17 protein-coding genes are annotated in these 18,223 nt (G+C 51.6%); 8 read left to right on the top strand and 9 right to left on the bottom strand.

Annotation, left to right across the window (positions count from 1 at the left end; translation table 11 throughout):
* The first annotated feature begins 105 nt into the window (after positions 1-105).
* The 3 genes from ACESNI_RS08825 to dgcA are packed head-to-tail and all read left to right on the top strand — an operon-like array spanning position 106 to position 2,717.
* Positions 106-696 (top strand): gamma carbonic anhydrase family protein, encoded by a 591-nt coding sequence (locus tag ACESNI_RS08825; protein ID WP_373086173.1) that lies wholly within the window; start codon positions 106-108, stop codon positions 694-696.
* 36 nt (positions 697-732) lie between these two features.
* Positions 733-1,734, top strand: a complete 1,002-nt coding sequence (gene dgcN / locus ACESNI_RS08830) for an N-acetyltransferase DgcN (RefSeq protein ID WP_373086174.1) — start codon at positions 733-735, stop codon at positions 1,732-1,734.
* Positions 1,731-2,717: an N-acetyl-D-Glu racemase DgcA gene (gene dgcA / locus ACESNI_RS08835; protein WP_373086175.1), complete on the top strand. Its 987-nt coding sequence runs from the start codon at positions 1,731-1,733 to the stop codon at positions 2,715-2,717. Before dgcN ends, dgcA begins: the two co-directional genes overlap by 4 nt.
* Positions 2,718-2,741: 24 nt before the next feature.
* Here dgcA and ACESNI_RS08840 read toward each other — a convergent pair whose 3' ends face one another.
* On the bottom strand, positions 2,742-3,533 hold the full coding sequence (locus tag ACESNI_RS08840; protein ID WP_373086176.1) for an enoyl-CoA hydratase: 792 nt from the start codon (positions 3,531-3,533) through the stop codon (positions 2,742-2,744).
* A 40-nt stretch (positions 3,534-3,573) separates the two neighbouring features.
* On the bottom strand, positions 3,574-4,746 hold the full coding sequence (locus ACESNI_RS08845) for a M20 aminoacylase family protein (protein ID WP_373086177.1): 1,173 nt from the start codon (positions 4,744-4,746) through the stop codon (positions 3,574-3,576).
* 268 nt (positions 4,747-5,014) lie between these two features.
* Between ACESNI_RS08845 and typA the strand changes: the two genes are divergently transcribed.
* Together typA and ACESNI_RS08855 are read left to right on the top strand one after the other, a co-directional pair.
* A complete protein-coding gene (typA, locus tag ACESNI_RS08850) occupies positions 5,015-6,835 on the top strand; it encodes a translational GTPase TypA (protein WP_373086178.1) in 1,821 nt (606 codons plus the stop codon).
* Positions 6,836-6,926: 91 nt separating this feature from the next.
* A complete protein-coding gene (locus tag ACESNI_RS08855) occupies positions 6,927-7,148 on the top strand; it encodes an acetyl-CoA carboxylase biotin carboxyl carrier protein subunit (protein ID WP_373086179.1) in 222 nt (73 codons plus the stop codon).
* A gap of 45 nt (positions 7,149-7,193) precedes the next feature.
* Here ACESNI_RS08855 and ACESNI_RS08860 read toward each other — a convergent pair whose 3' ends face one another.
* The 3 genes from ACESNI_RS08860 to ACESNI_RS08870 form a co-directional block, all read right to left on the bottom strand.
* A complete protein-coding gene (locus tag ACESNI_RS08860) occupies positions 7,194-10,424 on the bottom strand; it encodes a hypothetical protein (protein ID WP_373086180.1) in 3,231 nt (1,076 codons plus the stop codon).
* Positions 10,425-10,514: 90 nt separating this feature from the next.
* A complete protein-coding gene (locus ACESNI_RS08865) occupies positions 10,515-11,657 on the bottom strand; it encodes a CaiB/BaiF CoA transferase family protein (RefSeq protein ID WP_373086181.1) in 1,143 nt (380 codons plus the stop codon).
* 75 nt (positions 11,658-11,732) lie between these two features.
* Positions 11,733-12,899 (bottom strand): MFS transporter, encoded by a 1,167-nt coding sequence (locus ACESNI_RS08870; protein ID WP_373086182.1) that lies wholly within the window; start codon positions 12,897-12,899, stop codon positions 11,733-11,735.
* 153 nt (positions 12,900-13,052) lie between these two features.
* Between ACESNI_RS08870 and ACESNI_RS08875 the strand changes: the two genes are divergently transcribed.
* The gene (locus ACESNI_RS08875) at positions 13,053-13,925 is read left to right on the top strand and encodes a mechanosensitive ion channel family protein (RefSeq protein WP_373086359.1); all 873 of its coding nucleotides are present in this window, start codon (positions 13,053-13,055) and stop codon (positions 13,923-13,925) included.
* 268 nt (positions 13,926-14,193) lie between these two features.
* Entirely contained in the window at positions 14,194-14,655 is a 462-nt protein-coding gene (locus ACESNI_RS08880) for a DUF3237 domain-containing protein (protein WP_373086183.1), read from the top strand.
* An 18-nt stretch (positions 14,656-14,673) separates the two neighbouring features.
* On the opposite strand, the gene ACESNI_RS08885 is transcribed toward ACESNI_RS08880, so the two are convergent.
* The gene (locus tag ACESNI_RS08885; protein WP_373086184.1) at positions 14,674-15,294 is read right to left on the bottom strand and encodes a DUF4136 domain-containing protein; all 621 of its coding nucleotides are present in this window, start codon (positions 15,292-15,294) and stop codon (positions 14,674-14,676) included.
* Between the two features lie 241 nt (positions 15,295-15,535).
* Here ACESNI_RS08885 and ACESNI_RS08890 point away from each other — a divergent pair, with 241 nt between their 5' ends.
* A complete protein-coding gene (locus ACESNI_RS08890) occupies positions 15,536-16,081 on the top strand; it encodes a hypothetical protein (RefSeq protein ID WP_373086185.1) in 546 nt (181 codons plus the stop codon).
* Between the two features lie 54 nt (positions 16,082-16,135).
* On the opposite strand, the gene ACESNI_RS08895 is transcribed toward ACESNI_RS08890, so the two are convergent.
* From ACESNI_RS08895 to ACESNI_RS08905, 3 genes are all read right to left on the bottom strand, one after another.
* Entirely contained in the window at positions 16,136-16,324 is a 189-nt protein-coding gene (locus tag ACESNI_RS08895) for a hypothetical protein (RefSeq protein WP_373086186.1), read from the bottom strand.
* Between the two features lie 19 nt (positions 16,325-16,343).
* Entirely contained in the window at positions 16,344-16,823 is a 480-nt protein-coding gene (locus tag ACESNI_RS08900) for a pyridoxamine 5'-phosphate oxidase family protein (RefSeq protein ID WP_373086187.1), read from the bottom strand.
* Between the two features lie 126 nt (positions 16,824-16,949).
* Entirely contained in the window at positions 16,950-18,179 is a 1,230-nt protein-coding gene (locus ACESNI_RS08905) for a cation:proton antiporter (protein WP_373086188.1), read from the bottom strand.
* Positions 18,180-18,223 lie beyond the last annotated feature (44 nt).

An 18,223-nucleotide genomic window follows, 5' to 3' on the forward strand; every position in this document is an offset into this window, starting at 1 on the left:
CTCGACTGATAAAATCGTTTCTTCCGCTTTCGCGGTTCGCATCGTCTTGAGTTATCTGAAGGACGGAAGATATTTCATTACAATAATGAAGACGAGGGGGTATCAATGTCAAAATTTGGTCCGGACATTAGAATTGAAGAAGCTGCCTTCATCCATCCGAGCGCTCTGGCATATGGCAAGGCCCATATAAAAAAGGGGGCCTCCCTGTGGCCCTACACTGTTATCCGCGCCGAATCAAAGGAAGTTGTTGTCGGAGAATACACAAATATCCAGGATTTCTGCATGCTCCATGAGGGCTCAAATTCAGGAACATATATCGGTTCGCACTGCTCGATCACCCATCACTGCACAATTCATGGTTGCACAATTGGCGATAACTGCCTGATCGGCATCAACACGACAATTATGGATGATTGTGTAATCGGCAATAACTGTATCGTTGCCGGGCATAGCTTCCTCAAAGAAGGAACAATCATCCCTGATAATTCTATTGTGATGGGAACGCCTGGAAAGGTCGTCCGCACTCAGAATAACTATGCGCGCTGTCGCCTGAATGCCTTTTTATATTACCGGAATGCTCTGGCCTATGCGAAGGATGAGCATCGCGAATGGGCCACGAGCGAATGTATAGAGGCCGTCCGCGCGGAAATTGCAAGCCTTCAGGCCGAGCAGGCTGCGCTTGAAAAGCGAAATTGACAATGATTGAAATCGTCTTATGAACCAGGAGGTCATATGAGTGAAATGCAAAACCCCTATCTTATGTTTCTGGGGGACGTTGGGGATCAGCTTGGCGCCAAGACAGCGCAGGGAATAGTCGATTGGCGGCCTGATTGGTGCATTGGCCAGCTGCGGTTCAAAGGCTGCGTGGCGGATCTGGGTATTCGTGACATATCGATTGGCGATGCAGTCGCTGCCGGCGCAAAAACCATGATTGTTGGTATCGTGAATTCCGGGGGTTTTCTACCGCCTCATTGGATATCCGAGATTATTGAGGCACTGGATGCAGGCATGGATATCGCCAGTGGGTTACATATCCGCCTGGGTGACATCCCGGAAATTCAGGAAGCCGCGATCCGGAACGGAAGGGCGTTGTTTGATGTTCGCCACCCGACTCACACCATACCGACCGGCAAAGGTACCCGGCGATCGGGGAAGCGTCTGCTCGCCGTCGGGACCGACTGTTCAGTAGGTAAAATGTATACCGCTCTTGCTATTGAAAAGGAAATGCGGGATCGCGGAATGAATGCTGATTTCAGGGCAACGGGACAAACAGGCATTTTTATTGCTGGTTCCGGCATTTCCATCGATGCTGTAGTGGCTGATTTTATTTCCGGCGCAGTTGAGGAACTGGCCCCCGACAATGACGCTGATCATTGGGATATCATTGAGGGTCAAGGTTCCTTGTTTCACCCCTCTTTTGCGGGTGTTAGCCTGGGCCTTCTGCATGGTGCGCAGGCGGATGCCCTTGTGTTGTGTCACGAACCGACGCGGACACATATGCGCGGACTGCCACACCAGCCGCTTCCTGATCTATTGACCTGCATGGAACTCAACCTCACCGCCGCGAAACTCACCAACCCGGCCGCAATTTTTGTCGGCGTTGCAATTAATACATCAGGTCTCGCAATGGACAAACGACGCGATTATCTAACAGCACTTGAAGATGAGCTTGGGCTTCCTTGCATGGATCCATTCAAGGATGGGACAGCTGCCATCGTTGACAATCTCTCATGAACGGGCGGCGTATGCAGGCGAAAGCCGAAAGCTGGCCGATCAAAGGGAGCTTCAGAATCAGCCGCGGCGCAAAAACCTCGGCCGATGTTGTTGTTGTAACAATTTCCGAAGGGAATCTTTCCGGGCAGGGGGAATGTGTTCCCTATACGCGATACGGTGAAACCACGCGCTCGGTACTCGGCCAGATATCGGCCGTCCGGGATTTTATCGCTGATGGTCTGACGCGTGATGGGCTTTTAACCGTTATGCCACCCGGAGCCGCCCGAAATGCCGTTGATTGCGCCCTCTGGGACCTTGAGGCAAAATTGACCGGGAAAACTGCGGCTGAGATTGCAGGCCTGCCCCCCTCCGGTCCATTAATAACGGCCTATACATTGTCGCTGGATACCCCGGAAAATATGGGGAATGCCGCCAAAGAACAGATCAATCGGCCACTTTTAAAATTGAAACTTGCCGGCATCGACGACGTTGAAAGGGTTGCCGCCGTCAGGGCCGCGGCGCCAAAAGCCCGTCTCATCGTTGACGCCAATGAAGCCTGGACCCCGGCGATGCTGGAGGAGTACGGGCCGCGTATGGCCGATCTAGGTGTCGAGCTAATTGAGCAGCCACTCCCTGCCAGTGAAGATGGGCTCCTCTCGAACATAGACTGCCCGGTTCCCATTTGTGCAGATGAAAGCGCGCATGACAGTTCAACGCTTGACGACGTCGCAAGGCTCTATGATGTTATCAACATAAAGCTCGACAAAACCGGCGGATTGACGGAGGCCCTGTTGCTGGCTGAAGCCGCCCGTGATTTTGGTCTCGGAATTATGGTGGGCTGCATGCTCGGGACCAGTCTTGCAATGGCCCCGGCAATGCTCTTGGGTCGTTTCGCCCGTTTTATGGATCTGGACGGCCCCCTCCTGCTCGCCGAAGACAGAGAGAACAGGATAAGGTTTGAGGGAAGCCTCATGCACCCGCCGTCGAGAGCCTTATGGGGTTAAGCCGCCAGAGTTAACTCACGCTGCTCATTTCCCCTTGAAAACCGGCGTCCGCTTTTCAACAAAGGCCTGCGCGGCCCCTTTGTGATCCTCTGTATCGAAGGCACGAATCATCTGGGCGGACTCCCAGTCGAAAACATCACTCAGGGATCCTTCGAGGGCCATATTGAGGTTTTTCTTCATGTAGCCAATGGCGACTGTCGGCAGACTGGCAAGTTTTTCTGCCATTGCCCTCGCGGCCTCTGGCAATTCCTCTTTTGGTACGGATTTATTGACCATTCCAAGGGCCACTGCGTCTTTTCCAAGCACTACATCGGCCATGAAATAAAGCTCCCGCGCCTTTGCAGCTCCGACAAGTTTAGTCAGGAAATAGGTGCCGCCGAAATCACCCGACAAACCAACCTTTGAAAAAGCCGTCGTAATCTTCGCGGTATCCGCAGCGATGCGCATATCACAGGCCATGGCAAGCGAGAACCCGGCGCCTGCCGCGGGGCCCGGAATAACGGCCAACGTCGGCTTCGGCATTTCGTGCAGGAGCCGACTGATTTCCACCCTGCCCCGTAACTCTTGGATACGCTCATCACGGTTAATCTCAGCGCCGGTATTTGCCGCAAAATTCTTGACGTCGCCGCCCGCGCTGAAGGCATCACCGGCACCGGTCAGTACAACGACGCGAACCGTCCTGTCCGCGGCAAGGCGCGTGAGCGATACCGCAAGTCCTGACATCATTTCATGTGTAAATGCATTCCGGGATTCCGGGCGGTTCATGGTCAGCGTCGCAACGCCATCTTCAATGGTTTCGAGAAGAACGTCAGACATATTTTTTCCTTTATTTTTGAGTTTATCTGAAGGAGCGCGCTTAAGCGCGCGGCATTTGCTGTTCAACGAGTTTGGCCCAAAGGCTTGCACCGACAGAAAGAACCTCGTCATTGAAATCGAACTCGGGATGATGGGCAGAGTGAAAATGCGTCTCGTCATTGGTTCCGAGAAAGAAATAACAACCGGGGCAGGCTTCCAGCATATACGAAAAATCCTCGCTACCCATTCTAACCGGCGTATCCATATTTACATTATCCACACCAACCACTTCTGTCGCGGCCCGGGCGGCAATCAGGGTTTCCTTTTCATGATTGACGGTACTCGGATAGCCGCGCTCATACTCGACATCAATCGTCACGTTATGCGTGGCTGCGATGCCTCGACAAATTTCCTTCATCCGCTCTTCGATCAGGTCGCGAACTTGTGCCGTCATTGCCCGGATGGAGGCGGTAAGCTTAGCTTGTTGCGGAATAATATTAACACCCGTTCCGGCGTCAAACATCGTCACCGAGACAACGGCATTGTCGACAGGGCCAACATTCCGGGCAACAATGGTCTGCAACGCCGTATAAAGCTGAACTCCGACAGCAATGGGATCGATTGTAAGCTGGGGATGCGCCGCATGACCGCCCTTGCCATGTATTGTCATAACGGCAGTATCGGCAGACGCCATGATCGGTCCTGTGCGAACATTGAAGCTGCCACGCGGCATGCTCGACTGATTATGTAGCCCATAAACGCCGTCACACGGGAACCTGTCAAACAGGCCGTCCTTGACCATAGCATCTCCGCCTCCACCGCCTTCCTCTGCCGGCTGGAAGATGAAATGCACTCTCCCGTCAAAATTTCGTGTCTCAGCGAGATATTTAGCCGCCCCTAGCAGCATCGCGGTATGGCCGTCATGCCCACAGGCATGCATTTTGCCGTCAATTACCGATTTATGGTCAAAATTATTGAGCTCCTGCAGGGGCAGTGCATCCATATCCGCCCGGATACCTATTGATTTCGAGCTTGTTCCCTGCCCTTTTAACACCCCAACGACACCGGTAATTCCGATGCCTTCATGAACCTCGATCCCCCAGGAGCGTAATTTTTCTGCAACGATCTCAGCGGTACGCTGCTCCTCAAAGCATAGCTCGGGATGCCGGTGAATGTCCCGCCGCCACGTTTGCATATCCTCATGAATTTCAGCAATCCGGTTGTAAACAGGCATGCCAGCTCCCTTTTTCTTTTTATTGGCGAGGCCATCATGGTGCCATTCTTTGCCCGAATTTGCAATATCTCCCGAGGGCACCTGCGTCGTTAATATCGTCTTTATAAAAACCCTGCCTTCGACATTTCCATCACAACGATCTTTTAATTTGTTTTTCCTAAACTATATGAGAGAAACTTGTGTGCAGGTGCGAAAGGATTGCTTGCTTAATGCAGGATCGGAGTTATACTGCGCGCGCTTTTTATAGAAAATGAAGTTTATTAAAATCATGGAAATTCGGAACGTTGCGATCATCGCCCATGTTGATCATGGGAAGACAACTCTTGTGGACGGCCTACTCAAACAGAGTGGGACTTTTCGGGAAAACCAGAAAGTGGCTGAACGGGCCATGGACAGCAACGACCTGGAACGCGAGCGCGGGATTACCATCCTTGCGAAATGCACTTCGGTCGAGTGGGACGGCTATCGGCTGAATATTGTCGACACACCGGGCCATGCTGATTTTGGCGGCGAAGTCGAACGTATCCTGAGCATGGTCGATGGCGTTGTCGTCCTTGTTGACGCAGCGGAAGGCCCGATGCCGCAAACAAAATTCGTCATGCAAAAGGCTCTCAATCTTGGCCTGAAACCTATTGTTGTCATCAACAAGGCAGACCGGCCGGACGCCCGTGCCAACGAAGTGCTAGACGAATGCTTTGATTTGCTAGTCGCCCTAGACGCCAACGAGGACCAGCTCGATTTTCCTGTCCTGTATGCCTCTGCCAAAGAGGGTTGGGCCGTTACGGAATTGTCCGAACCCAGAGAAAATCTTCATCCACTCTTTGACCTGATTGTCAAACATGTCGCAGCGCCGGATGTTGACGAAAACGCCCCCTTCAGAATGCTTGTCACCACGATCGAGAGCAATCCCTACCTCGGTCGTCTTTTGACGGGCCGGGTGGAAAGCGGCGTTCTCAAGACCAATGATCCAATCAAGGGGATTGGCCGCAAAGGAAATAAAGTCGAGGATGCGCGGGCCACCAAGATTATGGCGTTTCGCGGTCTGGAGCGCGAGACAATCGCCGAAGCGCGGGCCGGCGACATCATTTCCGTGGCCGGGCTATTCAAGACAACGGTGGCGGATACATTGGGCACGCCCGAGGAAACCAAACCCATAGACGCCCAGCCCATTGATCCACCGACCATTTCAATGACCTTCGCCATCAATTCCTCGCCGCTTGCCGGACGCGATGGCGACAAGGTACAGAGCCGTGTTATCCGCGCCCGCCTGATGAAGGAAATAGAAGGCAATGTTTCCGTCCGAGTAGAAGACAGCAGCGATGCGGATGCCTATATTGTTTCGGGCCGGGGTGAATTACAGCTCGGAGTTTTGATTGAAACGATGCGCCGCGAAGGATTTGAGCTTTCAATCAGCCGTCCGCGCGTCCTGTTCCGTCAAGACGATAAAGGCAATATTCTCGAACCACAGGAAGAAGTGGTCGTCGATGTCGATGATGAATTTTCTGGCGTCGTGGTTGAAAAGGTCGCGATCCGAAAGGGTACGATGACCGACATGCGCCCTTCCGGCGGCGGCAAGACACGGATTACCTTCCTCTGTCCGACGCGCGGCCTGATTGGCTATCACGGTGAATTTCTTACCGACACTCGCGGAACCGGCATCATGAACCGCCTGTTTCACTCCTATATTCCCCATAAGGGCGACATACCGGGCCGCCGCAATGGCGTTTTAATTGCCAACGCGACTGGAAAATCCGTGGCTTTTGCCATTTGGAACCTGGAAGCACGTGGCTTTTTCTTCATTGGTAGCGGTGTTGATGTCTATGAAGGTATGATCCTCGGCGAGCATAATCGCCCCAATGATCTGGAAGTAAACGCACTCAAGGCTAAACAGCTTACCAATATCCGTGCTTCGGGTACCGACGAGGCGGTCCGCTTGACGACCCCGCGCAAGTTGAGTTTGGAACAGGCAATTGCCTATATCGACGATGATGAACTGGTCGAAGTTACGCCAAACTTCATCCGTCTACGCAAACAGCATCTTGATCCACATGAGCGCAAAAAAGCTTCACGTACCAAGTTGGCCTCCTAAGATATAGTCTTTTCACTTTAAAAAACGCTAGCGCCGAGGCGGCGCTTCTGAAAACATAGGCTGACAAGAACAAAGAAACACGGGGATAAAAATGGCGCTAGTGGATGTAACTTCAGAAATTATCGGCACGGTATGGAAAATTGAGGTAAAAGTCGGTGATCAGCTGCAAGAAGATGATCCGATCCTCATTCTGGAAAGCATGAAGATGGAAATCCCCGTCACGGCACCCAAAAGTGGCTCTGTTGTTGAAATTCTTGTCAGCGAAGAAGATACCGTAGACGAAGGCCAAGTTGTCGCCAGACTGGAAGTATAACCTCCGTCTGGCGCTTAATCTTTTGCGCCGCCATTACTTTCCGTATTAATCGAGACCATCCAGCGCTTCTTGCAGCAGGAGATAGACTTTTCCGACATCCGCCGTAATAAAGGCATCAGACAGTAACTCAGAATGCTCAGACGCACCGGCTTCGGTCATGATTTCCCTGAATTCTGAAACATATTTATCCGTAAACCGCCTAAAATCACCGTTCTCGCGATATCGGACCCGTATTTTATCAGCATCCTTCGACTTCAACAATTTGCGGGTAAAGATGCCTTTCTCCCCCTTACGGTAGCGCCGCCAAAGGTCGTCAGACAGGTTGCTGTCCATTATACGGCTGAGGTCGATCGTCAGAGAGTTTAAATTCTCCATGATGAATGCAGTCGATTTCATGAAGCGCTCATTTTGCAACTTGTTCTTATTTTCGGCAATGCGGTCCGCGAGTAGTCGCGCTTTTTCCGCGGCAGCCGTCAGGTTTGCTGTCTGTTTCTCAATTTTCAGGCCCGACATCAACGCATCTTCCGCCGCCCGATCCGCGGCGATCCTGAAATTGTTGCTTTCTTCGTGCAATATTCCGGCTGATTTATTGAGCGTATTTTCCACCTGCTGTACGCTTAAGGTGAGCCGCTTATGCTGGTTTTCGAATTGATCGCCGAGTTCGCGCGCGCTCGTGTTGGCCTTGGTCGTAAATTCAAGCAGGTCCTTGGCCCGGCCGTAGAAAAGCTCGGCGGCGCCGGATCCGGCCTCCTGCACCTGCTGCGTTGCCTGTGATATTTTTTCGGAAACCTTATCCAGGTCCTCATGAATATGACGACGTGTGTCATCAATCCCCAATTTATGCCGCTCCAGAGCTTCATCGGCATATTTGATCCCCTTGATCATCAGTTCGCTGGCCTTGGCCAGTTCCACTGTCCGCCGATGAAAACTTTCGCCCGCGACTGACGCATGCTCGACAGACTGATCCAGAAGCGCCGATCTCTCGGATAATGTCCGTTCCACTGTCTCAACCTGCTCGGTAAGCTGGCGGGCAATTTCTGACAGGGATGCCGTCTCCTGCTGGAGAATTTCCTCCATGGCTTCCGCATGCTCTTTGGCGCGGACCGAAATATCAGCAAGCTCTTCCATATGCACGCGGGCTGAACCACTGGCTTCATTGATATTGGCAAGCGATGAGCGGGTCACGTTGGCGAGCCGGCTTCCCTGGTTTTCAGCTTTTGAGGCTGCCATATTGAGCTGTTCAACATGATCCGTCGCCTGATCGCCCATCGCCCGAAGTTCTGCAGATGCCCGTTCAGCAGTTTTGGCAAGCTCTGCCGTCTGTGAATGCGCCGCTTCACCAGACTGGCGGGCCTGCAAGGAAGCACGCTCGGCTGTTGCCATGAAGTCCTGATGGTAACGAATAGCCTCTTCGATGGCGGAGGATAGCTTGCTCCGGGATCGATCCGCTGAGTCGGCGAGTTCTTTCTGCTGTTTCCCCAACTGCTCAGATGCCGACACAATTGAGCGCGAGGCGCGATCGGCGTTAATCTCGATGTCTGATCCTTCGCGTCTGAGCTCTTCGCCTGCTTCACGCAGCCGGTTAGTGACAGAATCAGAGGTTTGCCTGAGACCTTCAGCCTGACGTTCCAGGGTTGAGCCAACTTGCACAATCTGGCTGTTGGTTGTGTCACCCGCCTGAGCGAGAATATCCACGTCCTTTGCCAGCCGGGCACTGATTTCCTCGGACATTTCCAGAATCTGGTGAGAGGCTTGCTCAAGATCGGCAATCTGGTTGCGCAATTGCTCCTGAATCTGTGTTGTCCGCTCGCCAGTGGTTTCCGACGCGCCATTAAGGACTGCCGCATGATTTGCGAGCTTGTCGCCAAGCTGGTCGGCATTCCGGAGCGACTTTTCGCCCGCCGCATCCAACAATTCGCGGCCCTGTCTCAGGCTCTGCTCAATAGTTTTAAGGCTATGCTCCGTGGTCTTCAGGACGGTCTCAAGCGAGGCTGTTTCATCCTTCAGGCTATTGCTCGCCTGCAACATCTTCTCCGTCATGTCGCCGCTTCTTGTCGCCAGACTTTCAGTATCCAATTTCAAACGTTCAGCCGATTCCAGGACGCCCTCCCGGGTTTCGATCGCGACCCTCAACAGCCCGCCTTCCTTGCTTTCCAGTTGGGCAAGCGCCTTTTCAACATCGCTCGCGCTGGAGAGAAGCGTATTTCGAAGGGCATTCAATCGCGTTACCCCCTCGTCACTTGATATGCTCAAATCCGTCGTGCTTTGCAGCAGAATGTCGGACGTCTTGGCAATTTCAGTCGAGGATTTCCGTGAAATATCCGTGATTTCCTGTCCTCGCTGTTCGAGAACGCTCGCCCCTTCATCGAGTTTAACGCGCAATTGATCTGCTGCCTCCCCAAGGCCCTTCAGGTGAGTTCCAAGAGCATCCCTGGCGGTCTCCGTCTTCGCCAATGTCTCGGTTGCGTTGGTAAAAATCTTCTTACTGGTTTCCTCCAATATTTGGCTGATATCCTGAGACTTCTCATCGGCAACCTTGATTGCATCGCCCAGCGCGCCAATCTGCGCAGATAAAGCTGATTGAACAGATCGGCTCCGCGTCTCGGAATCTGTGGCCGCCGCCTCAAGTTCAGAGGTCTGCAATTTAATCGCCGTATCAAGTCGCTTGCCTTGCGCCTCTATCTTGTCAATGAGGGCAGCAAGGCCCTGCGCGCGTGTTTCCAGCTCCTCTTTCAGGCGATCCGACGTTGATATCAATTCGCCTGTTGCAGTGTTTGCTGCCTCTCCCTGCTTTTCAAGCTTGGTGCTGGCCTCTTCAATGCGACCTGCTGCCTTTTCCGTATCGCTCTGGACGGCCCGGGACTGCCGCTGGAGTGTCTGGGTGAGGCTGGCGACCCGGGCTTCAGCTTCCGGGCTCGGATAATTGAGATCGATCATAAGCTGATCAAGGGCATGGCCCTTCAGGCGAGCTTGCCGGCCTTGATGGAAATAGCCAAGAAAAAACCAGATGAAGGCAAGTGGCGCAAATGTGCCGATTAGTAACGTGCCGAGATCCTGCAACGGAATTTGCAGCACATCCGGCCAGCCGATTCTGGTATTGACAAAAAGTCCAACGGCAACAAACCAGCCAACGGTGAAGAAACAAGCCAAAAAGGCGAGCAGGGCAGAGCTAACAAAACGGCTGGTTTCTGCCGGTTTCTCCTGAGTTTGATCAAGTGCCACTGAGGCCCCTTCCCGATTCTTGATATTTTCCGTGTCAGGATGCTTATGCAACATCGTCCCTCTCTTGCCAAATAACTGCGGAAGAGTCCTGTAAAACGGACCTGACGTCAAGTTTTCAAATAGATCAAGAAGGGCTTGCTGTGGCTATTTTATAGCGCCACTAGCCCGCCAGCCGTCGATTGCCTTTTCCGAAAGCCCCCAATCGAGCAGGGCTTCATTGGTATGTTCGCCCGGCAGGCACGGCGGCCCTTGTATTTCTGCGACTGTCCGGCTGAAACGCGGCGCGGGCCCCGGCTGCACAACATCATTATATTTTACATAGGTGCCGCGATGGACATTATGGGGATGCTTTGTGGCCTCCGCGAGGGAGAGAACCGGCGCATAGCAGACGTCCGTTCCTCCCATGATGTCATCCCATTCATCCCGGGTTTTGGATTTGAAAATATCGGTCAGTCTCGCATGCAGGACCGGCCAGTTCGCCGGATCGGCCCGCGGCGGCAAATCTTCCTTATCAAGGCCTGTGCATTCAAGAAGCTCTTTGTAGAATTTCGCTTCAATGGAACCGATAGACACGTGCTTGCCGTCTGCGGTTTCATATACGTTGTAGTAATGAGATCCGGTATCGAGGAGATTAACGCCGCGTTCATCCGCCCAGCTCCCAGCAGCCATCATTCCGTAAAACATTGTCATCAAGGATGCGGCCCCGTCTACCATGGCGGCATCAACGACCTGCCCCTTGCCGGATTTTTGCGCTTCCAGTATGCCACTGACAAGGCCAAGTGCAAGGTACAGCGCTCCCCCGCCAAAATCGCCAACCAGGTTAAGCGGTGGCACAGGAGTCTCTCCTTTACGGCCAATGGCATGCAAAACACCCGTGAGCGCGATATAGTTTATATCGTGGCCCGCCGCCTTTGCCATCGGTCCTTCCTGACCCCAGCCAGTCATTCGGCCATAGACAATGCGTGGGTTACGGGCGTGCACCTCCTCTGGGCCCAGCCCCATACGCTCCATCACGCCCGGGCGAAACCCTTCGATAAGCCCATCGGCCTGTTCGATAAGCTTCAAGACGACTTCCCGGCCATCGTCCGTTTTCGTATCTACCGCCACAGACCGGCGACTGCGCATCATAAGGCTATTTCTCGAACTCGGCTGACTTCCAAGCCCTGCATCCACAAGTCGGTCAATCCGAATAATATCCGCCCCGAGATCTGCAAGCAGCATTGCACACATCGGGCCCGGCCCGATACCACCCATTTCAACAATCTTATATCCTGCTAAAGGTCCCATTTTTAAATTCCTTTTCTTGACCAGACCGACTCTTGTGAGTTCTATCTATACCGATCCCGCTTTATCTGTCATCCCTTAATAAAGAAACTGGCCGGACTTGCGCAACAGGAAGGGGATGATCAGAAGCGAGGCAAGGCATGAGGCCGCCATAAAGAAATAGGCACCCGTTCCGAAATTTTCATACAAATATCCGGAGATAAAAAGACCGCCGCCCATGATAACGCCTAAGGAGACCGCGGAATAAAGTCCTTGTGCCCGGCCTGAGACCTCGACCGGGATTTTTTCACTGATAAAGTGCATGGCGCCAAGATGGGCCGCCGCAAAGGTGACACCATGCAAAGCCTGCGTAAAGGCCAGCACAGTAATCCCTGGCGAAAACCCCATGAAACTCCAGCGAATTAACCCTGCCGTTGCCCCAAGCAGTAAAAGCTGGGCCGGACTGAATGACCTGAATATATAACGGGCAAAGGCAAACAGGATAATTTCCACAATGACGCCCTCCGCCCACAGGAAGCCGATTATCCTGTCGCTAATGCCCTGATTTTGCCATTGTAACGTACCCGTCGAGTACAGAACCGCATGGCTGGCCTGTATCAGCCCTGCTGCAATCAGGAATCCCGCAAACTCAGGCACCAGGAGTAATTCCCATATCCCTGTCTTGCGGTGGGCAGTTGGTGCGGGTTTTATTTCGGGAAGCAGAAGACAGCTGAGGAAAAGTGCCAGATAGGCGCCCAGAATGACGACAGGAATAATGTCTGCTGTGCTTCCCGCAAATATTTGCCCACCCCAGGCAGCCGCCAGAATAAACGAGATGGAGCCCCATAGGCGAATACGTGCATAATCTATTTTATGGGATCTGGCCAGCGTCAGTACAAGGTTGTCGCCAAGAGCGGAAAACGATGAAAAGAAAATCCCGATGGAGAGGGAAATCACCAGGATTTGCCAAAACCCGCTGGCAAAAAAGTAAAACTGGAATAATCCCAGACAAAGAGCTGACATGACCACTAGGGGGATCCGGCGGCGGCCAAAGTGATCCGCCAGACCAGCGATCAAAGGCGTAAACAGAATTTTCATCCAGAGCGGCATGGACAAGACAATACCAATCTCTTCCCCCGTTAATCCCTTATGCGTCAACCACACGGGCCAGAAGGGGAGCTGAAGGCCGACGATCATAAACAACGCAATATAAAAGGGAGCGAGACGGAGGGCCAGAACATGATCTATGGAGGGGAGGCGAGTCAAATTCAGGGCTTTCAAGGATGAGGGCTGATCGTATGTCCGGGCCAGAGTGTCGTGCAAGTAAAAAAGATGCAGCGGCGAACCCGTTAATTATTTGCCTATGCTGTGATTGTCTGGCTTAATCCCGCTAAAATCAGAGTGGTATCAAGTTGAGTGATGGATAAAGTAAGCGATAATATTGAAACTGTTTCAGTGTGGGTAAACCTGCTGGCTGATTTTGCCGTTGAATATGGCTTTCAAATCCTCGGTGCCATCGTCTTCCTGATCTTCGGCCTCCTGGTTATTAACTGGATCGGAAATCGGCTTTCAGGGATCGCCTTAGCCCGAAATGTAGATGTAACACTGTCACAATTTGCTGGCAGCGCTACAAAAATTATCCTGGTTATCCTGCTCATTATCATCACCCTTGGCAATTTCGGCGTTAGTATTGCTCCGCTCATTGCACTCGCTGGCGCCATTTCCTTTGGTGCTACACTCGCCTTGCAGGGGCCAATTTCAAATTTTGGCGCCGGGATTGTTATTATTCTCACTCGCCCGTTTGTTGTCGGCAACGTGATCACGGTTCAGGGGGTGAGTGGTGTCGTCGACCGGATCACCCTCGGGATCACCTTTCTCACCGGTGAGGATCACGAACAAATCGCTGTTCCAAACCGGGAGATCGTCGGGCAGGTTATTGTCAATTCACGGGAAATGCGGATTGTCGAAAGCAAGTTCTGTGTGTCGGCTGCAGTTGACATCGCCCCAACCATCCGAGTGGTTGAAGAGGCGGTTGCCCGTGTTGACGGGTTAAGCAAGGAGCATCAAGTACAGATCGGTATCCAGGATTTTACCTACGGTGGTATCATTATTGGCGTCAGGGTCTGGGTGCCCGGGCTTGAATATTTCCAATCCCGCTATGCCATCAATGGCGCTGTTTTCGAAGCGCTCAAGGCAAATGACATCAAGCTGATGGAAATAGCCGGAGCCGGTCTGATGCTCCCCTCGTTGGAGGCCGCCGACAGCACTGGCATTTCCCCCCCTCTTCGTTGACTTTTTCCTGGGAGTTACAGGAATTTGCGGTGACAACCTCCCTGCTTTAACGCTACGATGAAACCTGATGGATGAGAGGACCCGTTTAAATGAAATATGCAATCTTACTTGCGGTGTTTGTTGTCGCGGGATGTCAGAATTTTTCCGTAAAGAACCCTAATCCCAACAGCGTCTACAATTACGACTACACTGACTGTTGCTACGAAGGCAATAAGCCGCGCCCGTAAGCTGCCACCCGGCAGCTCACGCAGATAATGAAAGCGATTGAATGTCACAAATTTCTCTGGTTCATGCTTTTGACATGCATCTCACAGTTAAGGCACCGGTGCTGAACCTTGGAAAAACCCCAAACGGCAATCGCCTGATTGCTGAAGTAACAGGCGGCACCGTCGCTGGACCGCTGTTGCAGGGAAATATCCAGCCGGGGGGTGGCGACTGGTTGCTGCTGCGAAGCGATGAGGTGATGCAGCTGGACGTTCGCCTGACAATAAAAGCTAATGACGGAGGGTTAATTTATGTGACCTACCGCGGCCTCCGTCATGGACCAAAGGAGGTTATGGATAAAATGGCTGCCGGGGAAGCCATCGATCCCAACCTGTATTACTTCCGGGTTTCACCCCTGTTCGAAACCGCCGCGGCCTCTCATGACTGGCTGAACCGGCATTTGTTTATTGCCACTGGCGAGCGGAATCCGGCCGGCCCTACCTATCGCGTTTATCAGGTGTTGTAGATAGCACCAACAGGTCGCCTATTCGCAAGACCCGTCCCACGGAATTTTCACAAACACCGTCTTGCCGTTCGCGCCGGGAAAGTCTTCAAACATCGCATCGAGAACTTCATCGAAGACGCCCGCCAGCGTTGGGCAACGACCAACGGATTTTACCCGTCCCTCATAGATTCTGGCCGAGTTACTTGAACGCACTGTGTCCGCGTCAACTATATCGATGGCGAGGAAGCGGCTGTATTCCTGCCAGGTCTGCGTATTATAGGATTGCCCGACTGATCCAAAAAACGGGGAGCGACCCCCGTAAGCCCCAATACCGACTGACCCGAAAACCGGGCTGGACGTCGTTGACGATTTGGGCTCAGTCCCGTCAAGCCCGTAGGATACAAGGGCAATATAGTCAGGGTTTTCCGTCTCCTTCACAACCGTGAACCCGACATAGGAAAGCTTTGCCTCGATTTTCGGTCTATACGACAAAAATTCAAGACTTGATTCCTGATTTTCCTCCTGAGCCCGAATTGCGATCGTCTTGGTATCTATCGTCGTTAATTCCGGCGTATAAAAGGCCGTTACATTTGCGTCGATCGTGGGCTTTGTACAAGCCGCAAGCAGCACTCCGACAAATAAAAAAATGAATAGTCTCATTTGTAAACTCCCGTGAGTTATGACCTTAAGTCTGACCCATTTCCAGTTTGCACTCAACGTCATTCCATCACCTGCTCTCTGAACTCCCGCAATTGTGACCCCTAAATCACTGTAGCATTAACTATATCCGCCAAATTTTTTTACATTCCGGCCATATTGAGCTATAATTTAATGAAAATAAGGGATTAATTGTAGATGGTCCTGAAAAGAAATAATGCACTTTGTTACGGAGGCCGGCATCTTGAAAGTAGATCTTAGTGGCAAACCTGCGTTTTTGGCGGACATTAAATACGGCGATCTTTTCTATACACAGATCGGGGAGCATGTTTACACCTGCATTAAAGCGTTCCTTATAAAAAATGACACCGAACTTGTGGATTATGTTGTCGCCTTCATGCCCTCGGAGAGGGACAAGTCGCATTTGCCGCGGCTGGTTGAGGCACAGACACTAACAGGGAAAAGCGCCTATCGGATCTCGGATCCGGTCTTTCGGCATTTCATTTCCGACACTTCTGTGCTCTTACATAACGAATACTGGCCGACCCCGGGGATCGTCATCGAAAGCTCTGACGCCACTTATCTAACCGTCAAATCGGGGCGGATGGCGCATCGGATCATGTATTTAAACATTGGCTCCGGGGAATTGATATCTGCTCCCCCGAAAGCCCCGTTTGTTTTCGTACTGGAATGGAAAATAAGCCTACAGCTCCAGAACAGCGAGCAGACCCTCATTCGTTTTCCGGCAGCGGCGCCACCCGTCAGGTTGGTGCGTGAAGCAATACGGTAACGTTGACCTTTTGCGTCTCTATCGAAAGAGCAGTTATCTTTATCGAAAGAGCAGTTATCTTTCCTTATGCATTCGCTTGCTTCCCGAACTCCATTCGGCAATAGCCTGCTCAACGGCTTCTGGCGGCACATCGTAGCGCTCGGAAATTACCGAGATAATATGTTCAGGCTCATGTCCACGCTCCAGATCATTGAGCCCGTCCAGATGATCCAGGATTTTTTGCTTAACAGAGTCTTTGGTCATGTTTTACTCGTCCGTGGTACTAGCCGAACTTCTCGCTCTTGCCAATATCAGGCTCGCCCCCGCTCATCCCAGCTTTGGCGATTTCATATAGTTGAAACACCTTGTTTTTTTCGGCCTCCCAATGTTCACCTTTGTAAATCCTGATTTCCAGAAGGGCCACTTCCGGGTCATCCTCGCCATCAAACCAGGCGGCGACAAAAGGATTCCAGAACCGCGTGATCAACACCGGATCTTGACTTAAGCGGGCTGTTCCGGACAAGGAAACATGGACGCCATCGTTATGGTTACAAAAGGCTATGCAAACATTATGCTCATCCTTTATTTCAAAGGCTTTTTCGGCACTAAATTTTGTGAAAAACCAGATCGTATCATCATAGTCCTTCTGAACCAGATGCATCGGCCGCGCCCGTAAATCGTCATCATCCCGGGTTACCAGCATACCAACCTTAATATCCTTGATGAAATTCCAGATTTTCTGCTTATGCTCTGCACTTGACATATTAATTTCTCCTTTACCTATGCAAGGCACACAAACGCTGAAAACGACCTAAAGGTTCCGTGCTTTATCCTCTATTTTCCCTCTTTAACTGGCACATGTGAGATGTATGTTTTTTAATTATGCCCATCACTTCATCACCATGGTGACAAGCTTTTTGAGACTCAATGCCTGAAAAAAGATCGTAAACAACACAACGGCATATGTAAGCGTCAGAATGGTCGCTTTTTCCGGGGTTGCCGGGAGAGACAATGCCAACGCTATTGAAATACCCCCGCGCAATCCCCCCCACGTCAAGACGAGGATCGTCCCCTTCTCAAAATCACGCCTTATGCCAAAGAACGAAATAGGCAGACTAACACTAATCAACCGGGCAAAAAGCACGGCAACAATTGCAAATCCGCTTAAAAGAAAAATCTGGGGCGTCCATTCGACGATAATAATCTCGACGCCAATCAAAAGAAACAGGGCGGCATTGAGAACTTCATCCAATAATTCCCAGAAGATGTCGATGCGATGCCGGGTCTCCTCAGACATACCGATTGCCCGGCCGTGGTTGCCAATTATGAGGCCAGCCGCAACCATTGCGAGCGGCGCAGAAACATGAATATTTTCGGCTAACGAATACCCCCCCGCCACCAGCGCAAGAGTCAGCAAAATTTCTATCTTGTATGCATCAATCGACGTTAAAAGCTTGTATGTTATCCACCCTAGAATGGTGCCAAGTAAAATGCCACCAAGACTTTCCCACAGCAAAAAAACAGAAAACGCCTCCAGATCGAAACTATCACCCGTGGCAATGCCCAGAAGGGCAAAAAATACGACGACGCCAACCCCATCATTAAAAAGGCTTTCTCCCCCGATTTTAGCATATAAACCTTTGGAAATATTGAGGCTTTTTAAGAGACCCAGGACAGCTATCGGGTCCGTAGGGGCGATTAGCGCACCGAAAACAAGGGCAAATATAAAGGAAAGCTCAATCCCGAGCCACCCCGCTGCCATCCAGATCAAACTTCCCACAATGAGTGTCGTGAGCGCCACGCCAATCGTCGCCAAACTTGCAATAGTGTATTTATAGCTTTTCAAATCGCTCAGGTTAATATGCAACGCTCCAGCGAACAGCAGAAATGCCAGCAAATTATGTAAAAGCAGCTCCGAAAAATCGATATTGTTAACAAGCTTTCGCACAGGTTCAAGGTCGAAAATCCCGAAAAAATTTAACAATATGAGGAGCAGGGAGATAAGCAGCGCGAAGGCCATATGTCCGATGGTGGAGGGAAGCTTTACGAACCGGTAATTTAAATAGCCACCGACGGCTGCGAACGTTAATATTATGGCTATAATTTCAAAGATAGTCATTTGTGATACAATTCTTCCAATACTCTCACAGTTCAGATGATCGT

It is taken from the genome of Sneathiella sp. (genome assembly GCF_041689005.1).
In the GTDB taxonomy this organism is placed as follows: Bacteria; Pseudomonadota; Alphaproteobacteria; order Sneathiellales; family Sneathiellaceae; genus Sneathiella.